19 protein-coding genes are annotated in these 16,330 nt (G+C 62.5%); 4 read left to right on the top strand and 15 right to left on the bottom strand.

Features of this window, described 5'->3' with window-relative positions; genetic code table 11:
* From ctaD to P8R42_21625, 11 genes are all read right to left on the bottom strand, one after another.
* Positions 1–1,635, bottom strand: coding sequence for a cytochrome c oxidase subunit I (ctaD, locus tag P8R42_21675; GenBank protein MDG2307209.1), 1,635 nt, complete (start codon positions 1,633–1,635; stop codon positions 1–3).
* A complete protein-coding gene (gene coxB / locus P8R42_21670) occupies positions 1,623–2,618 on the bottom strand; it encodes a cytochrome c oxidase subunit II (GenBank protein MDG2307208.1) in 996 nt (331 codons plus the stop codon). Before coxB ends, ctaD begins: the two co-directional genes overlap by 13 nt.
* Positions 2,618–3,466, bottom strand: coding sequence for an SCO family protein (locus P8R42_21665; protein ID MDG2307207.1), 849 nt, complete (start codon positions 3,464–3,466; stop codon positions 2,618–2,620). Before P8R42_21665 ends, coxB begins: the two co-directional genes overlap by 1 nt.
* Positions 3,463–3,873: a hypothetical protein gene (locus P8R42_21660; protein MDG2307206.1), complete on the bottom strand. Its 411-nt coding sequence runs from the start codon at positions 3,871–3,873 to the stop codon at positions 3,463–3,465. The genes P8R42_21665 and P8R42_21660 overlap by 4 nt, the downstream gene beginning before the upstream one ends.
* Positions 3,870–5,015, bottom strand: a complete 1,146-nt coding sequence (locus P8R42_21655) for a hypothetical protein (GenBank protein MDG2307205.1) — start codon at positions 5,013–5,015, stop codon at positions 3,870–3,872. The genes P8R42_21660 and P8R42_21655 overlap by 4 nt, the downstream gene beginning before the upstream one ends.
* The gene (locus P8R42_21650) at positions 5,012–5,599 is read right to left on the bottom strand and encodes a cytochrome c (GenBank protein MDG2307204.1); all 588 of its coding nucleotides are present in this window, start codon (positions 5,597–5,599) and stop codon (positions 5,012–5,014) included. Before P8R42_21650 ends, P8R42_21655 begins: the two co-directional genes overlap by 4 nt.
* The gene (locus tag P8R42_21645) at positions 5,592–6,128 is read right to left on the bottom strand and encodes a DUF3341 domain-containing protein (GenBank protein ID MDG2307203.1); all 537 of its coding nucleotides are present in this window, start codon (positions 6,126–6,128) and stop codon (positions 5,592–5,594) included. The genes P8R42_21650 and P8R42_21645 overlap by 8 nt, the downstream gene beginning before the upstream one ends.
* Positions 6,125–7,525, bottom strand: a complete 1,401-nt coding sequence (gene nrfD / locus P8R42_21640; protein ID MDG2307202.1) for a polysulfide reductase NrfD — start codon at positions 7,523–7,525, stop codon at positions 6,125–6,127. Before nrfD ends, P8R42_21645 begins: the two co-directional genes overlap by 4 nt.
* Positions 7,522–10,548 carry a TAT-variant-translocated molybdopterin oxidoreductase gene (locus P8R42_21635; GenBank protein MDG2307201.1) on the bottom strand — a complete coding sequence of 1,009 codons (3,027 nt, stop codon included), beginning with the start codon at positions 10,546–10,548 and terminating at the stop codon, positions 7,522–7,524. The genes nrfD and P8R42_21635 overlap by 4 nt, the downstream gene beginning before the upstream one ends.
* Entirely contained in the window at positions 10,532–11,179 is a 648-nt protein-coding gene (locus P8R42_21630; protein MDG2307200.1) for a cytochrome c3 family protein, read from the bottom strand. Before P8R42_21630 ends, P8R42_21635 begins: the two co-directional genes overlap by 17 nt.
* 115 nt (positions 11,180–11,294) lie before the next feature.
* Entirely contained in the window at positions 11,295–11,495 is a 201-nt protein-coding gene (locus P8R42_21625; GenBank protein MDG2307199.1) for a TIGR02450 family Trp-rich protein, read from the bottom strand.
* Positions 11,496–11,580: 85 nt separating this feature from the next.
* On the opposite strand from P8R42_21625, the gene P8R42_21620 reads away from it, so the two are divergent.
* Complete coding sequence (locus P8R42_21620; protein ID MDG2307198.1) at positions 11,581–11,805, top strand: fasciclin domain-containing protein; 225 nt, start codon at positions 11,581–11,583, stop codon at positions 11,803–11,805.
* Between the two features lie 169 nt (positions 11,806–11,974).
* Here the strand turns inward: P8R42_21620 and P8R42_21615 are convergent, their stop codons facing one another.
* Positions 11,975–12,745, bottom strand: coding sequence for a DNA-formamidopyrimidine glycosylase family protein (locus P8R42_21615; protein MDG2307197.1), 771 nt, complete (start codon positions 12,743–12,745; stop codon positions 11,975–11,977).
* 45 nt (positions 12,746–12,790) lie between these two features.
* On the bottom strand, positions 12,791–13,105 hold the full coding sequence (locus tag P8R42_21610) for a hypothetical protein (protein ID MDG2307196.1): 315 nt from the start codon (positions 13,103–13,105) through the stop codon (positions 12,791–12,793).
* A 366-nt stretch (positions 13,106–13,471) separates the two neighbouring features.
* On the opposite strand from P8R42_21610, the gene P8R42_21605 reads away from it, so the two are divergent.
* Together P8R42_21605 and P8R42_21600 are read left to right on the top strand one after the other, a co-directional pair.
* Positions 13,472–13,666 carry a hypothetical protein gene (locus P8R42_21605; GenBank protein MDG2307195.1) on the top strand — a complete coding sequence of 65 codons (195 nt, stop codon included), beginning with the start codon at positions 13,472–13,474 and terminating at the stop codon, positions 13,664–13,666.
* Positions 13,663–13,956, top strand: coding sequence for a hypothetical protein (locus P8R42_21600; GenBank protein MDG2307194.1), 294 nt, complete (start codon positions 13,663–13,665; stop codon positions 13,954–13,956). Before P8R42_21605 ends, P8R42_21600 begins: the two co-directional genes overlap by 4 nt.
* Positions 13,957–14,210: 254 nt before the next feature.
* Here the strand turns inward: P8R42_21600 and P8R42_21595 are convergent, their stop codons facing one another.
* Positions 14,211–14,426, bottom strand: coding sequence for a transposase (locus P8R42_21595; protein MDG2307193.1), 216 nt, complete (start codon positions 14,424–14,426; stop codon positions 14,211–14,213).
* A 55-nt stretch (positions 14,427–14,481) separates the two neighbouring features.
* On the bottom strand, positions 14,482–14,694 hold the full coding sequence (locus P8R42_21590; GenBank protein ID MDG2307192.1) for a hypothetical protein: 213 nt from the start codon (positions 14,692–14,694) through the stop codon (positions 14,482–14,484).
* A 309-nt stretch (positions 14,695–15,003) separates the two neighbouring features.
* Here P8R42_21590 and P8R42_21585 point away from each other — a divergent pair, with 309 nt between their 5' ends.
* The gene (locus P8R42_21585) at positions 15,004–16,143 is read left to right on the top strand and encodes an alpha/beta fold hydrolase (GenBank protein ID MDG2307191.1); all 1,140 of its coding nucleotides are present in this window, start codon (positions 15,004–15,006) and stop codon (positions 16,141–16,143) included.
* Positions 16,144–16,330 lie beyond the last annotated feature (187 nt).

Here is a 16,330-nt window from a genome sequence, read left to right as displayed (position 1 = left end):
TCAGGCGACCTCACGATGACTGGAGTCCGAGTCAATCCGCACGTAGTCGTACGCGTCGCCGTCGATGACGGGGGTCGTTGTGAAGTTGTGCGCCGGCGGCGGGGACGAAGTCGTCCACTCGAGTCCGGCTGCATTCCACGGGTTGCTCGACGCGCGAGGTCCATAGCGCATCGACCAGACCAGATAGATCAGGGGCAGCAGGTACCCGATGCCCAGAATCGACGCGCCGGCGGTCGAGAAGACGTTCAGTACCTGAAACTCGGGCGGGTAGACGTGATAGCGCCGCGGCATTCCGAGATAGCCCAGGAGGAACTGGGGAAAGAAGGTCAGGTTGAAGCCGAGAAAGACGAGCACGGCGGAGATACGAGCGAGAGCCTCGGAGTAGAGCCGCCCGCTGATCTTCGGCCACCAGAAGTGCAAGGCGCCGAGGTACGCCATCGCGGCCCCACCCACCATGATGTAGTGGAAGTGCGCCACGATGAAGTAGGTGTCCGTCAGGTGAACGTCGACGCCCAGGGATGCGAGGAACAGTCCCGTGAGCCCGCCGATCGTGAAGAGTCCGATGAAGCCCAGTGCGTAGACCATCGGTGCTTCGAAGCTGATGGACCCCTTGTAGAGCGTCGCTGTCCAGTTGAACACCTTCACGCCCGAAGGAATCGCTACGGCAAAACTCAAGAAGGAGAAGATGAGCCCTGCATTCGTGGACTGCCCCGCAACGAACATGTGATGACCCCAGACGAGAAATCCGAGAAGGGCGATTGCAAGGCTCGAGACCGCAATGAACGTGTAGCCGAAAATTCGGTTACGCGAGAAGCAAGTGATGATCTCGCTTACGACACCCATCGACGGGAGGATCATGATGTACACGGCCGGGTGGGAGTAGAACCAAAAGAGATGCTGGAAGAGGATGGGGTCTCCGCCGAGGGCTGGGTCGAAGATCCCGATGTCCAACGCTCGCTCGACCGCCACGAGCAGGATGGTGATCGCGATCACGGGGGTCCCGAGGATGAAGATGATGCTGGTTGCGTACATCGCCCAGACGAATAGGGGGAGGCGGAACCACGTGAGCCCCGGGCAGCGCATTCGGTGAATCGTGACGAGGAAGTTGAGCCCGGTCAGAATCGACGAGAAGCCGGCGATGAAGATCCCCAGGGCGGCCATCGTGACGTTCGTATTCGAACCTTCGGTGCTGTACGGCGTGTAGAACGTCCAGCCGGTATCGATTCCACCCGTCAGGATCGCTGCGAGAGTGACACCGGCGCCGAGCATGTAGATGTACCAGCTGGCGAGGTTCAGGCGCGGGAAGGCGAGGTCTCGGGCGCCGATCATCAGCGGCAGAAGGAAGTTTCCCAGTACCGCCGGAATTGAGGGTACCAGAAAGAAGAAGATCATGATGACACCGTGTGTGGTGAACATCTTGTTGTAGGTGTCGTCGCCCATGAGGTCGCCGCCAGGCGTGAGGAGCTCGAGGCGGATGGCGAGGGCGGCGAGGCCGCCGAGTCCGAACATGACGGTGATGCCGACCAAGTAGAGGAGGCCGATTCGTTTGTGATCTTTGGTCGCGAGCCACGACCAAACGCCGTAGTCGACGTTCAGGTAGTTCTCGGACGACTGCTCAGGGCTCATCGCGTCCATGTGTTGTCCTCCTCGGTGCGTATTCCGTCCGCGACGACGGTTGGCGCCGGCTCCTCGAGAGATTCGATGTACGCGATCAGCTCGAGAACCCGATCTTCGCTGATCAGCCCCTGGAAGGTAGGCATGATCGGCTGGTAGCCAGCGCGGACGCTCGCCTGCGGTCGTAGGATGGCTTCTCGCAGGTAGGCGGCGTCGGCGACGCGTCGCGTTCCATCCGACATTTCAATGACGCTGCCGGCGAGTCCGGCCAGGGTTGGGCCGCGTCCACTGTCCCCGCTCTGGTGACATGACTTGCATCCCAACTCGACGAAAGACCGCTCTCCGGCCTCCATCATCGTGAGCTGGGGAGCGCCGCGTTCCGTGCCCGAAAGCCAGGCTTGGTAATCGGCCGGCGCCATGGCGACGACCTGTCCGATCATGCGTGCGTGCTGACTGCCACAGAATTCCGAGCAGAAGAGGTGGTATGTGCCGGGGGTCGTCGCCTCGAACCAGAACTCCGTGTAACGGCCCGGTACCGCGTCCTGCTTCACGCGAAATGCCGGGATGTAGAAGCTGTGGATCACGTCTTCCGAGGTCAGGGTCACTTTCACGGCTTGACCGACGGGTACATGCAGTTCGTTGATCTCCCGCCGGCCTTCGAGGTGTTGAACCTTCCACATCCACCTCTTGCCTACGGCGAACACCTGAAGCGCGTCGGGCGGAGGTTCCCTCATCGCGATGAAGATTTGCGCGCCCCAGACGAACATCACCATCGAGATGAGGAAGGGGATGATCGTCCATGTGAGTTCGAGGCCGAGAACGCTCTTGGTCTGTGGCCGTTCCGTGCGAACGGGTTTCTTGCGGTAGCGGACTGCGAAGAACAGAATCAGCGAGGCGACGAGAACCGCAAAGAAGCCACTCACGCCTGTGATGAACCAGTAGAGCTGGTCCACCTGGCCTGCCATGGTTGACGCTTGCTCGGGAAAGAGCCGAAGTTCGGGCATCACGTTCCCCCCTTCGGCTTCCGGCGCTCCCGCCAGAGGGCGGCACCGATGAAGAGCCCGAGGCCGGCCACGGTGGCCGCCGCGAGGAGCCGCATCGAGTCGAGCGCGACCGCGCTGTACTTCCCGTGTTTCGGGTCGTACTGCAGGCAGAAGAGAAGTACTTGGTCGACCGGACTCCCGATTTTCTCCTCAGACGATTCGACGAGTGCGAGCCGCAAGTCGCGGGGGCTCGGATCGAGTCCGAACAGGTAGCGCGAGATCTGGCCGGTCGGCGTGAGGACGACGAGGCCGGCCGGGTGGGCGTACTCTCCGCTCTTCTCGTCCAAGGCGTAGCGGTAGCCAATCGCCTTGGTGAGTCTCTCGATCGAGTCTGGCGTTCCCGTAAGAAAGTGCCAGCCCGTGCCATCTTCTCGCCCGTAGCGAGCCACGGCCGTGGTCTTCTGTCTCGCGGCACTCTTGGTGGTGTCTTCGGGGTCGAAGCTGAAGACGACAACGTCGAACTCCGTACCGGCATCGAAGGGGAGCGTCTTCAGTGCGCGTGCGGCCCCCTCGATGGTGAGTGGGCAAAGCATCGGACAGCTGTAGTACGCCGGAAGGAGAACGATCGGGCGTTTTCCGAGGTAGTCCCCGAGCGTTACGGGCAACCCCTGTTCGTCGGTCAGTTCGACATCAAGAGGAACGTAGTCGCCGAGTCGTTGATCGAAGGCAACGTCCCGCAGAATTGCGGGGCGACCCATCTCCGGCAAAGAAAGGATGCTGCGCCTGGCACCGGTCGGCTGGGCGACGGCGACGGTGGCCAGCGCGAGAAGGGAGGCGGAGAAGAGAGCGATACAGAGAGTGCGGTTCATGGTGTATCTCCCAGCTCGGATTCTGCGGTCGATACCGCCGGTCTCGGATCTCTTGACGGGTGTACGGAGTAGCCTTCGGCGAGGAGCTCCATGGCTCTCTCGATGGGAATGTGGGCTCGCCCGGTCGCTCGGTCGAGCCAGCCGTAGTGATCCAGCCGTTCTCTTTCGGCCGCCCGAAGTGCTGCGATGTCGCGGTCGGGATTTACCTGGAGACGGGGCGCGGGCGGCACCTTGCGTCCGTAGACCTCTGTCAAAGGGTTCGCCGGCGGGAGCTTGGCGGTTCGCTCGTCGACCAGCCGCACTTCGAGCCACGTCGGGATGGCCCAGCCGAGAACGACGAGCAACAGAAGAGCTCCCAGACCGATGTAGATCGGCCTTGCCGCGATGGCGTCTCTTTCGTGGCTCATGGACTATTCTCCGAGAGCGACGGGTCGTTGCGCGGGATGAGCGGGTGGCGCCCGAGATGTCCGAGGTAGGCCCAAAGCCACACGCCGCCAACGGCAACCGGGGTGGCGAGGTCCATCGGGTGGAGGGTGAAGCCGGTGGTCTCGTAGGAGGGCACAATCAGCAACACGAGTTCGATCCAGCGACCGAACAAGATCCACAGCGCCACGCCACCGAGAACGACGGCGTGTGTCTTTGCGTTGCGAGAGAGCAGCACGAAGAAGGGGACGGCGAAGTGGAAGAGGACGAGAGCTGTTGCGAGAAGCTTCCATCCGCCCGTCGACCGACGCAGATACCAGCTGATCTCCTCCGGCAAGTTGGCCGACCAGATGATCAACAACTGAGAGAGCGAGAGGTAGGCCCAGATCATCACGAACGCGAGCAAGAAGCTCCCGAGGTCCCGCATCTGCTGAGGCTTCACGACGTCGCCGATCCATCCGCGCCACCGAAGGTAGAGGAGGACAGGAATCGCGAACGTGAAGGCCGACAGCACCTGCTCCCCCATGATCAGGAGACCGAAGATCATGGAGAACCAATGGGGCTCCAGCGACATCACCCAATCGATTGAGGCGAACGTCGTGGTAAGTCCGTAGACGACGAGCGTTCCGCGTCCCAGCATCTCGAGGCGCTGCGTGGCTTTCGGGTCGGCGTTCTCGTCCTCCGCGATCGACAGCCGGTTGAGGAAAAAGGAGAGTAGGATCCAGGCCGAGAAGTAGAGCGCCGCGCGTAGGTAGAAGAAGGGAACGTTCAGATACGAGGCCTTCGCCGCGAGGATGGGGTCGTGCTCCATCACCCCCGGATGGGCCCACTCGTAGAGAGTCGTTGTCCCCGCCGCGAGCGGCAGGAAGAGAAGGGCGAGGAGCGGAAAGGTGCGTGTCGCCGCCTCCAGGGGCCGTCGAAGGACCGCGCTCCAGGCACCCCCTGCCAGGAAGTGGATCGCGAGGATGGCGAGCGCTCCAAGCGCGATCCCGAGCCAGAACAGGTAACCGATCAGGTACGAACGGACCGCCTGCTCCGGGTCGTAGATGGCTCCGGCGATGCACGCAATCGTGGCGAGGAGCCCGATGCGAAGGGCGCGGTGGCGTAGTGGTGCGAGTTCGGTCACGGCTCACCTCCGGAAGCGAGGAGGGCGCGCCGGTCGACCGGGGGGAGTCGTTCGAGCTCGGCGGTCTGGCTCAGTTGGAGCGCGCGCATGTAGGCGACGATCGCCCAGCGGTCATCGACTGGTACCTGTGCTCGATACGCCGGCATCACGCCGTACCCGTTCGTGATCACATCGAAGAGGTAGCCGTCGGGCGATGCGATGATCCGTTCCTGGTGAAGACTCGGAGGTCGGCGGTAGCCGCGCTGAACGATCATGCCGTTCCCGTCGCCGATGGCTCCATGGCACGGCGTGCAGTAGATGCCGTACCGCTCCCGGCCCCGCTCGAGCAGTTTTTCATCGACCGGGATGGGGTTTCGCATCACCGGCTCTTCGTCGACCTTGCCGGTCGTACGGGCGGGATCGTCCAATACGGTTCCGCGTGCCACGACTCCCTCGACCAGTGGTCGTACGGAGGTTCCGTTCGGGAAGAACGCGCTGGCGCTGTTCGGCTCGTAACGCGGCTGATCGTGCATGTCTTGCCGACAGCCGCCCAGCAGCAGGAGCGGTGCCAACGTGACAATGGAGTAGGCAAAGAGTCTACGCATCGACTTCACTCACGGCGTGCGCGTCGAGGCCCTCGAGCAGGGCGCGCGTTTCAGTCAGATCGAACTTCGGATCGGTGGATTCGAGACAGAGGAAGAAGCGGTCGCGACTCGCGAGCGCGAAGTCCTTCGCGTTGAAGATCGGGTGATGAGGTCGCGGAAGCCCGTTCAGGGCGAGCATTCCGAAAACCGTCACGAGCGCCGCCACCAGAATCGTGCATTCGAATACGACCGGGATAAACGAGATGAAACTGTTGTAGGGCCTTCCTCCGACGTTCAGTGGGTAGTCGATCACAGAGGTCCAGTATTGGAGGGCGAAGCCGCCCGCGGCCCCGAGAATTCCCCCGCACAGAACGAGAAGAGGAAGGATGGAGCGGTGGTGGCCCAGGGCTTCGGACACCTCTTCGACCGGATACGGCGTATACGCGTCCATGTCGCGGTAGCCGGCGCCGCGTGCCTCTTCGATGGCGCGAACGAGAGAGGTCACGTTCGTGAACTCGGCGATGATCCCGTAGTGCTTTTTCGCGTTCATCGAGCAGTCTCCGGTTCTTCCTTCTCGACCTCCGCTTCAGGAACGAGAGTGCGCATCTCGAAGATCGAGATCATGGGAAGGAAGCGGATGAACAGGAAGAGCAGTGTCCCGAAGAGGCCGAACGAACCGACGTAGAGCGCGATGTCCCAGAAGGTAGGCGAGTACTCGCTCCAAGAGGACGGAAGGAAGTCGTTCGAGAGACTCGTCACGACGATCACGTACCGTTCCAGCCACATGCCGATGTTGACGACGATCGCGATCGCAAAGAGCAAGAGCGTATTCGCTCGCACGCGTTTGAACCAGAGGAGTTGAGGGATGAGCACATTGCAGAGAATGAGTGCCCAGTACGCGTCGGAGTACGGCCCCTCGAATCGAAGCAGCATCATCGAGCGCTCGAAAAGGTTGGCGCTGTAGAAGGCGAAGAACGCCTCCATCATGTAGCCGTAGGCCACGATCAACCCCGTCGCGAGCATGACGCGCGCCATGTTGTCGAGGTGCTTCATCGTGATGAAGTTCTCGAGGCCGTAGGCCCAGCGAAGAGGAATCGCGATGGTAGCGACCATCGCGAAACCGGAGAAGATCGCACCCGCGACGAAGTACGGTGGGAAGATCGTGGCGTGCCATCCCGGAATCACAGAGACGGCGAAGTCGAAGCTCACGATCGTGTGGACCGATACGACAAGTGGTGTCGAGAGGGCAGCGAGCAGCAGGTAGGCGGTCTCGTAGCGATGCCAATGAGTGGCGGACCCGCGCCAGCCCATCGCGAGGATGCCGTAGATCTTCTTTCCTGCGAGCGACTCGGAACGATCGCGCAGCGTTGCGAGATCCGGGATCAGCCCGACGAACCAGAACAGGAACGAGACAGTCGCGTAGGTCGAGACCGCGAACACGTCCCAGATCAGTGGGGATCGGAAGTTCGGCCACATTCCCATCGTGTTCGGGTAGGGAAAGAGCCAGTAAGCGAGCCAGGGTCGGCCCAGGTGCAGGATCGGATACAGACCGGCGGAGGCAACCGCGAACAGCGTCATCGCCTCGGCGAAGCGGTTGATCGAGGTTCGCCACTGCTGACGGAACAGAAGCAGGATTGCGGAGATCAACGTTCCGGCGTGGCCGATGCCGATCCACCACACGAAGTTGATGATTGCGAAGCCCCAGCCCACCGGGACGTTCACTCCCCAGACGCCTGTGCCGTAGGCGAAGAGCACCCCCAGTGAGGTGATCAACAGCAGAAGGAGGGCGAGTGAGATTCCGAAGCCGATCCACCAGCCACGCGGTACGCGCTCGACCAAAACCACGGAGGCGATCTTGTCCGTGACGGATCCCAGAGTTTGTCCGGGGCCAATGATCTCTCCCGGTGCGACGACAGACGCAGCCTCGTTCTGTCCGTTGCCGTTCAAGAGTGGCCTCGATCCTCGTCTTTGTCCTCGAGCGCGGGATTCGGGTTCTTCACGGAGGCGAGATACGTCGTGCGGGGGCGCGTGTTCAGGTCGGCGAGCACCGAGTAGTTTCGCGGGTCGGCTTTTCGCTTCGCGACGCGGCTTTCCGGATCGTTGATGTCTCCGAAGACGATCGCCTCTGCCGGGCAGACCTGCTGACAGGCGGTCACGACCTCGCCGTCGGCAACCTGTCGCCCGTCCTTTCGAGCTTCATTTCGGCCGCGGTTGATTCTCTGAATGCAGTACGTGCACTTCTCCATTACGCCGCGACTGCGTACCGTCACGTCGGGATTTCGCTGGAGCTTGAGGCTCTCCGTGTCCCAATCCGAATAAAGGTAGAAGTTGAAGCGACGTACCTTGTAGGGGCAGTTGTTCGAACAGTACCGCGTGCCGACGCAGCGGTTGTACACCATCAGGTTCAGACCTTCGCTGTCGTGTACGGTCGCGTTCACCGGACACACGACCTCGCAGGGCGCTTGCTCGCAGTGCTGGCAGAGCATTGGCTGGTAGTGCGCTTCCGGTTCGTCGAGGTCTCCCGTCCAGTACCGATCGACACGGAGCCAGTGCATCTCGCGGCCCATCGCGACTTGTTCGGGCCCGACTACCGGGATGTTGTTCTCGGACTGGCAGGCCACGAGGCAGGCGTTGCAGCCAACGCAGGCGTTTAGATCGATGGCCATGCCCCAAGCGTGTCCGTCGTATTTGTGATTTGGATACAGGGTGTCGTCGACCGCCGGCTCGTGAACCAGGTGTTGCGCGAACGCGGGATCGCGATTGTACTCCGCGACGGATCCCGACCGGACGATGTGTCGCCCTTCCAGTGTTCCGTGATGCTGGGTGCACGCGAGGGTTTGGCTCTTTCCGACCTTTCGAACACCAGTGCTCTCGGCGAACCAGGGGGCCGTCGAAGTGCGGAGAGGGTACACGTTGAAGCCGCGCTTCGTTCCGACGTTGCCCGCACGCGTCCGGCCGTACCCGAACTGCAAGCCTAGACTTCCCGCCGGTTGGCCGGGCAGGATCCAGGCCGGCCCTTCCACCCGCCCGCCGGGCGTTGTGACCTCGAGGAGGTCACCGTTCTGGACGTCGAGCTGTTCCGCCGTGCTGGGTGCCAGAAGAACGACGTTGTCCCAGGTCAGCTTGGCAAGTGGCGTGGGGCACTCCTGGAGCCATCCGTTGTTCGCGAAGCGCCCATCGCCGACCGTCGGGTGCATGCGGTAGGCGACCTCGAGTCCCTCTTTGGTTCGTTTGGGTAGATTGCGAAGCGCGCCGCCGAGGTCGCTGCGCAAGGCGAACCGACGCGATACAGAACGAGAGCCTGCAACCGTCCCGTCACGCAGGGCCCGCTGCCAGCGAGCTTCGAAGTCACTCGTCTTCCACGTGTTCTTCCAATGCTCGCGTAGTACGGCGTATCCTGAGGGCTGGGAGAGGCCGAGCGCGAGGGCCAGTATCTCGAGAGTGCTCTTGCCCTGGTAGAGGGGCGCGATCAGCGGCTGCTGCAGAGAGACGGTTCCGTCGCCGCTTCGCACGTCGCCCCAAGCCTCCAGGTAGTGTGCCGCCGGGACGTGCCAGCGGCAGAGGTGTGCGGTCTCATCGTCGTAGAGCCCCAGGTGGATGGCGTGGGGTACGCGCTCGAGGGCTGCGGCGAAGTCGAGCTCCGCGGGTGCGTCGTAAACCGGATTCGACTCCAGAACGAACAGGACGTCGACCCGACCGGCGTGCATGTCACCGGCGAGTTCTGAGATCGACGTCCATTGCGCTGGGGCGGAGGCGGCGACGGGCTCGATCGTTTCGATCGCCTCTCCGATGTTTCCAAGTCGCTCGTTCATGGCCCAGGCAAGGGCGTGCACGGCTGGCGGTTGGTTCTCCCCGACGACGACGGCACCGCGCCCGCGGTGCGTTTGGAGGTCTCGCGCGACAGCCTCGACCCATGCGTTCTCTCTCTCCGAGAGATCAGGGGCGTCGACGCCGAGACCGAGACGGGAGGCGATCGCGTGCGCGATGACTCCGACGTCCGTGGCGCGCAGCGCGAGACGCTCGTCTGCCACGGACCCGGTGACCGTGTAGGTGCTCTCCGCGATGTAGAGCCGGGTGCCTGTAAAGTCTTTTCCGGCCGGTCGCCGGCGCTTCGACCATTCTCGAATGTGGCGAAGGTGCTCTGGGCCGGTGCCGAGGAAGTCGTCGTCCAGGGAGAGTAGTAGCTCCGCCTTTTCCGGATGGAGGACTTGGTCGACCGGATCTCCGAAAGCGAGAGCCGCGCCTGCGTGCGTGTTGTCGCGATTCGTTGGTTCCCAAAAATGAAAGCCGGCCCGCGGATAGCGCTCGCGCAGTCGCTCCAGCTGGGCGGCGACAGTTGGCGAGGTCACTGTTCCGAGGAGGAACCGGAGTCGCTCTCCTTCGCTCTTTTCCTGCGCCTCGAGAATGGTGGCGATCTCGGACATGAAGCCGTTCCAGGAAGAGACCTCGTTGATTTGGCGAAGGACCTGCGAGCGATCGGGGTCGTAGAGGGTGAGGATCGAGGCTTGGCCGAAGATGTCGGTTGCTCCGAGGCTGGCCGGGTGCTCTGGGTTGCCTTCGATCTTCGTCGGTCGGCCCTCGTGGCTCTGCACGAGTAGGCCGGTACCGTATCCCGCTGCCGGCATCGCGGTCGCGAACTGCAGTGGGCGACCGGGCGTGTCTTCAGGGGCCTTCACGGAGGGCACGATCTTCTCCGCGGGTTGGCGGGTGCACGCGGCGGCTCCAGCGAACGCGAGCGACGCTCCCAGGAGTTTCAGAAACTCTCTTCGCGCCACACCTGAGGAGGCGTCGGGCAGGGCGGCCGCCTGCCGAGGAAACTCGGCATGAAGGAAGTCCTCGAACTCTGGGCTACCCGCGAGCTCGTCGAGACTTCTCCAGTAAGTTGGGCCAGAGGTTCCTTCGAGACGGGCTCGGATCTGGTCGAGGTCGAGCCGGGGCGTCTTCGATTCGTTGTCAACGATGGCAGGCACCGCAATCCTCCCGTGGATCGATGTCGTTCAGCTCGATCAGGCTCAGCCCCAGGGAAAGTTGGTTGGTCGGGGGCTCCCAGTTCATGTTGAAAACTTCGCTTCTGGGCCGAACGAATTTCTCCGGCTCACGGTGGCAGCCGAGGCACCATTCCATGTGCAGCGATGGCTCCTGCCAGAGGACGTTCTGTTCGTCGACATTGCCGTGACAGGAAGTGCAGCCCACGCCTTTCGCAACGTGCACGCTGTGGTCGAAGTACACGTAGCCGGGAAGGTCATAGACCTTCGTCCACTCGATGGGTGTTGCGTCGCGCCAGCTCGAACGGAGGGGCTCGAGGTAGGGGCTGTCGCTCCAAATTTGTGAGTGACAGTTGATGCAGGTTTGGGTGGGCGGCATGCCGGCGTACGCGAGCTCTTCCACCGTGGTGTGGCAGTAGCGGCAATCGATCCCGAGCTCGCCTGCGTGATGCTTGTGGCTGAACTGGATGGGCTGCTCTCGCGCGATCCCCTGGCGAGAGACCCAAGGCGAGCGATTCACCGTCGCGAGGAGGTAAACGGCGGCAACGAGGATGAACAATCCGCCGAAGAGAGTCACTCGCGACAGGACGTTCGTGCTGCGGTGAAAGACTTGCATCGCTTTTTCGACCGTAGGCCGCTTCCGCGAAGCTGCAAGATAAGTTTGTTTAAAAAAAGCTGAATCTAAATATAAGAATATGGAATCAATAGAATCTGGTGCTACCCCGACGGCTTCACACCCAACCCGGCTGCCAGCGATCAGAGTCGGCGAGGTCCCGCCATGGCATCCGATAGCTGCGACCGGAGTGGACCGCCTCGAGAACCACCTGGTCGGCGCGCCGATCTTCGTAGAGAACCCTTTTCACCACGAAGTGCTTCTCTTTGTTGCGAGGGCGGCGCGCGCTCCACTTACTTCTGTTGTCGGTCTCGAGAATGCACGTAGCCTTCGATCCCGTGACGGCAGGGAGGCCTGCACAGAAAAAAGATTGAGGAGAGGAAAAACTCCTCCTGCCAGAGAACATCGAGACGCGGACCGCGATCCTGACCTACCAGGTGCTTGGCGCGGAGGTGAGGGCTTCCGACGCGATCGCGGCGGGATCGGCCGAGCGCCTGAATGGACAGACAGTTGCGATTACCGAGTCGGGTGGGGCCGTGCGCGTAAACGACGCGAACGTAGTCGCGGCCGATGTCCTCGCGTCGAACGGCGTCATCCATGTGATCGATGCCGTACTTCTTCCGGAGTAGCGTCGCGAGAACGTCTTTCAGGTTGCCTCCCCTGTCGGCGGAAATCCGGCGAGACGCGACTGCGTCCGTCCAACCTTCCCGGTCGAAAGGAGAGGCAGCCTGCGGCTCTCGCAACGCGAGGGCCGAAACTGCGTTCGCGAAGACGTAGACGGGTTCCCTGGCGGAATCCTCACGCGGCTGGCTGACATCGTGGGCAATTCCAGATCTTACGGCTCGCGATTGTGCTCGAACGAATGCGCGAAGAACAGCGCTTGCACACGCGCCGCTTGTAGACCCAGAGCCGTTCGCCGCTCGTACGACCGGGTTCGTCCACGGTCACGATCCGGCCGAGTTCGGCGCCCCGTCGGAGTAGCGCGACGCTGCGCGACCAGAGATCTGCGCGCTCGCTGTCGGTAAGGGAGCGGCCGGTTCGCTCCGGGTGGATTCCGGCGAGGAAGAGAACTTCTGCGCGGTATACATTGCCGATGCCGGCGATGACCGACTGGTCCAGCAGCAGAGCGCCAATCGAGCGACGACTCTGAGCAATGCGCGCGAGGGCCGCGTCAGGATCGGCGTTGGACCGCAGAGGGTCCGGCCCGAGACGGTCGATGAGCGCGGTCCGCTCACGAAGGGAGAGAATCTCGCACGCAGTCGGGCCGGAAAGGTCCCATATCCAGCGAGAATCCTCGAGACGTAGCCTCACGGCACCACACCGTGTGGGAGGCGGCATTCTTCGGCGACGGAATCTTCCGAAGAGCCCCAGATGGACGTGCACATGGGTTCGTCCGAAGCGAAGAAATAGATGCTTGCCCCAGGCCTCCGCGGCCGACAGTTTTCGCCCGTCGATGCGCGCCGCGCCTTCTTTGAACCTGCCTTGCGGCGAGCTCGCGGACACAGTTTTCCCGACGAAATCACGAGACAGGTCTCGGGCGAGTTTATGCAGGGTGTGGCCTTCAGGCATCGGGTCGAAAGATCTTCTCGCTGCGGGGCGAGAGGAGCTGATTCTTCAGTGGATGGCTGCGTCGTCCCGAGCCAGAACCTCAGAAACGTTACTGGCCGTTTCCAGAACCTCGTCGAGTACGATCGCTTCGGGGGGCGATACCGTGAACCCTTGGAAGGCGTTGGTGGAAAGACGCATGAACGGCTCCATCCGTTCGTCGGTTTCGTTTGCGCTCCGAATCAGATCTGCAATCTCGCGAAAGAAGCGGGCGCGTTCGTGCCCGTCGAGGAACTCTGACAGGCGCTGAAGCGAATCAATGCGCGGTAGGAGTTCCGTTCGTGCCGTCTCGAGGGCCGACCATTTCGTCGTCGGGCGCGTCATATCTCGATCCTAGGGGCTCTCGAGCTTGACGCCATAGACGAACTGTTCCGCATCGAGAAAGGCAGGAGCTGGCGTTCCACCGCCGCCGAACATGGCGCTCGCATTGGTTGTCTTCGTCGCCTGGCTCGTGACGCTCAGAGGTCGAGCCGAGCCGAGCTCTCTGGTGGACAGGATTGGCGAGCTTGTGGAGCTTCTCGCGCTGAGCGCGCCGGCCCGTCGTGCCTCTCTTCAAGTTTGAGATGAACCTCCAGAGGTGTCGATGCGCTTCGGGATATTAGATTAGTTAATAAAAAGAGATATTTTGCAGTAGGTGTATTGACCTCGCGCAAAACGGGCATAGCGTTCCAACCAGCAAGGAGGTTCGAAATGAATGTTTTCGCCATCATGGGTAGTTCTCTTGTTCGACTGGATCTGGGTCTCACGGGACTGGAGCCGTTGCTGGCGCTCACGGCGACCGCCGTGGGCGTATCGATCGCAATTCTCGCGCGAGATGCGCTGGTCTACTCCCGGCCAACAACGGCCTCGGTGCGCGCTCGGAGCGCGGAGGATACACGTCGATGAGACAGGCCCAACTGATTTTGGCCGTGGCGATCGTCCTCGTGGCCGAGCCGTCCATCGGCCTCGAGCACGCGGGGCCCGACGCGCGTGCGCGGGTGGAGCAAGTTTTCAATCTGGCCGACGCCGACGGGAGCGGAGCTCTGTCGAGCAAAGAGTTCGAGGAGGCGAACCTTGGCCTATACGGGGTCAGCTTCAAGACCTTCGACGCGAACGATGACGGTCGAACGACACTCGCTGAGTACCTAGCGCTCTTCGAGCGACATCACCCCTCAGAGCACCAGCCGGAGCTCTGAAGCGGACTCCCCGGAGCCTACCCCTGCGCGGGAGTCCGCCGTCCGGCGGCGGTGTCCTCCCCGCGGCGCGCCGGCCCCGGGCCGACGAAGGATATTTCGCTCGAGTCGCTTGTCCCTTGCGGCTGACAGCCGGGATGGGGGGCGGGTTGAAGGGAGGGCTGTTGAGGTGGGAGTGTGGAAGGGGTGTACGTCGTCAGCTGAGTCGGAATCTTCGGGGTCGATTTTTTAGAGACACTTCCGGCACGTTTGCCTGCCTACGCGGCGCGTAGATTCTGCCGCTTACGAGGAGCCATTGTCTTCGTCTTGATCTGTTCGCCGCGCGACAGGATCGCTTTGCGACGTCCATGATATGCATCGGCTGGCGTCACGTTGTCCAGTGACTCGTGGTAGAGCTGGTGGTTGTAGTGCTCCACGAAGCGACCAAGCGCCCGCTCAAGCCCCCACGGACCGTAGTACTTGTCCAGCTCCACCAGCGGATAGCCGACATGAAGCCCCTTTTTGGCTCCAAGGCGACCTAACGGCGCCTTATCGGACGTATGCGTGCGCCTCTTTCTGCCTCATGGACCGATTGTCGAATACACGAGCAACCTGCGACCGCGTCTTGGCGAAGCGCTCGTCGTCGACCGCCGCCTCGCTGTCGAGCCGTTCGGGCACCGTCGAGAAATCGACCTCGCCGTAAAGCGCCGGAATATCGTCGCGCTGCCGAAGGACGAAGTCGGCGTACTCTCGTGTCTGCATTCACGGAGTCAACCAAGTGTTCCACCGCACGTCGAGCGATTCTGGCTCGGCAACCGACCGTTCGACGGGTGTTTTGGCGATCTTGAGCGTACTTCTCACGCGATCGCGAGGTGTGGGGCCCGTGAGCGAGCCCGGCCGGCCCTCACCGGGCCGGAGGGTCGACGAAAGTCGGTTGCCCGGTTGGGGATCCTACGCCGATCCTAGGGCGGGCAGGGTAGGCCCGCGCGTCCCGATTGCATCACGCCTGGGAGCTTGCGAAACAACCGTTGGGCTCGCCCTCGGGCCACTATCGTTTTGGAGGAATCGCTTGTGAAGAACTCGACTGCAAAAGGATCTCATTTCCTTCTCGCGTTGGCCGCGCTCGCCCTAGCGGCCTGCGGTGACTCGGCTCAAACCGCGAGCGATACGGGCCCCGCGCAACCGATGGGGCCTCTCGCTCTGCCGGCGGAGTCCGGTCCCTACATGGCGGGCCACGCGGAAGACGTGGTGATCGATGATGCTCGAGGCGGCCGAAGTCTGCCGGTCGACATCTGGTACCCGATCGACGACGCCGGAGACTCGGAGTTCACGCTCTACGCGCTGCAGGGCGAAGCCGGAATCACGTCGGAGCTTGCGTACCGCGACGCGGCGCCCGGTGGGTCGGGTGTGCGGCCGCTGATCGTGTTCTCGCACGGCTTCGGGGGCATCAATACCCAGTCCGTCCCACTGATGGAGCACCTCGCGACCCACGGGTACGTGGTGATCTCACCCGAGCACACAGGGAACATCAATGGCGACAACAGCTCGCCAGACCCGGCCGCCGATCGCGTCCCCGACGTCACAGCGGTCATCGACTACATGAGCCGGCGCAACGATTCGGCGGGCGACCCGTTCGAGGGCCGCGTCGACACGGCCAGGGTCGGCGTTGCCGGACATTCCTTCGGTGGCTTCACGGCAACCGCTGCCGCCACCGGGTACGATGTGTTCGCGCCGGACCCGCGCGTGGTCGCGATCATGCCGATTGCCGCCGCGAACTCTCGGATTTCGGATGACGAGCTCCGCCGCCTCACGCTCCCCGCGCTCTTCCTTTGTGGAACGCTCGACTCGCTTCTCGAACAACAGATTCGAAGCTTCGATCTCGCAGAGAGTTCCCCGAACCTCTTCCGAGTGGATTCCGTCGGTGCGACGCACACGCACTTTGCAAACATCTGCCAGATCGGGAACTGGCTGATCTCGATCGGAATTACCAAGGACACCTGGGCGTCGATCGGGGCATCGGCCCTGACCGGCCCCTACGAAGAAACCTGCGAGCCGCCGGCCCTCGACATCAACATCGCGCTTCGAGTCCAGAACCTCTACGCGGCGGCGTTCTTTGGGCGGTACCTCGGTGGCGACGAGCGCTACGCGGACTACCTGACGACGGACTACGCGGAAGCGAACGAACCGGACGTGGTCTTCTTCGCGAAGTGAGGCCGGTTCCGTCGTGTTCGGGTTCAGAGACGGTTGGACCAAATATGTCGATGAAATAAGAGACACTCCCGGCCCAAACGGAAGGAGAATCCGATGGGAAAGGGAGAAAGCGCGGAGAAGGTCGTCCGCGACATTCAGCGCAAGACACGGCGTCGTTTTTCGGCGGAAGAGAAAATCCGGATCGTCC

This window comes from Candidatus Binatia bacterium, assembly GCA_029243485.1.
GTDB lineage: Bacteria > Desulfobacterota > Binatia > UBA12015 > UBA12015 > VGTG01.
This window is presented reverse-complemented; position numbering and strand designations above follow the sequence as displayed.

What these genes read in the sequence shown, in the direction of transcription:
- ctaD (MDG2307209.1), bottom strand. Translation starts at nt 1,635, where the DNA reads ATGGACGCGATGAGCCCTGAGCAGTCGTCCGAGAACTACCTGAACGTC.
- coxB (MDG2307208.1), bottom strand. Translation starts at nt 2,618, where the DNA reads ATGCCCGAACTTCGGCTCTTTCCCGAGCAAGCGTCAACCATGGCAGGC.
- P8R42_21665 (MDG2307207.1), bottom strand. Translation starts at nt 3,466, where the DNA reads ATGAACCGCACTCTCTGTATCGCTCTCTTCTCCGCCTCCCTTCTCGCG.
- P8R42_21660 (MDG2307206.1), bottom strand. Translation starts at nt 3,873, where the DNA reads ATGAGCCACGAAAGAGACGCCATCGCGGCAAGGCCGATCTACATCGGT.
- P8R42_21650 (MDG2307204.1), bottom strand. Translation starts at nt 5,599, where the DNA reads ATGCGTAGACTCTTTGCCTACTCCATTGTCACGTTGGCACCGCTCCTG.
- P8R42_21645 (MDG2307203.1), bottom strand. Translation starts at nt 6,128, where the DNA reads ATGAACGCGAAAAAGCACTACGGGATCATCGCCGAGTTCACGAACGTG.
- P8R42_21630 (MDG2307200.1), bottom strand. Translation starts at nt 11,179, where the DNA reads ATGCAAGTCTTTCACCGCAGCACGAACGTCCTGTCGCGAGTGACTCTC.
- P8R42_21615 (MDG2307197.1), bottom strand. Translation starts at nt 12,745, where the DNA reads ATGCCTGAAGGCCACACCCTGCATAAACTCGCCCGAGACCTGTCTCGT.
- P8R42_21610 (MDG2307196.1), bottom strand. Translation starts at nt 13,105, where the DNA reads ATGACGCGCCCGACGACGAAATGGTCGGCCCTCGAGACGGCACGAACG.
- P8R42_21605 (MDG2307195.1), top strand. Translation starts at nt 13,472, where the DNA reads ATGAATGTTTTCGCCATCATGGGTAGTTCTCTTGTTCGACTGGATCTG.
- P8R42_21600 (MDG2307194.1), top strand. Translation starts at nt 13,663, where the DNA reads ATGAGACAGGCCCAACTGATTTTGGCCGTGGCGATCGTCCTCGTGGCC.
- P8R42_21590 (MDG2307192.1), bottom strand. Translation starts at nt 14,694, where the DNA reads ATGCAGACACGAGAGTACGCCGACTTCGTCCTTCGGCAGCGCGACGAT.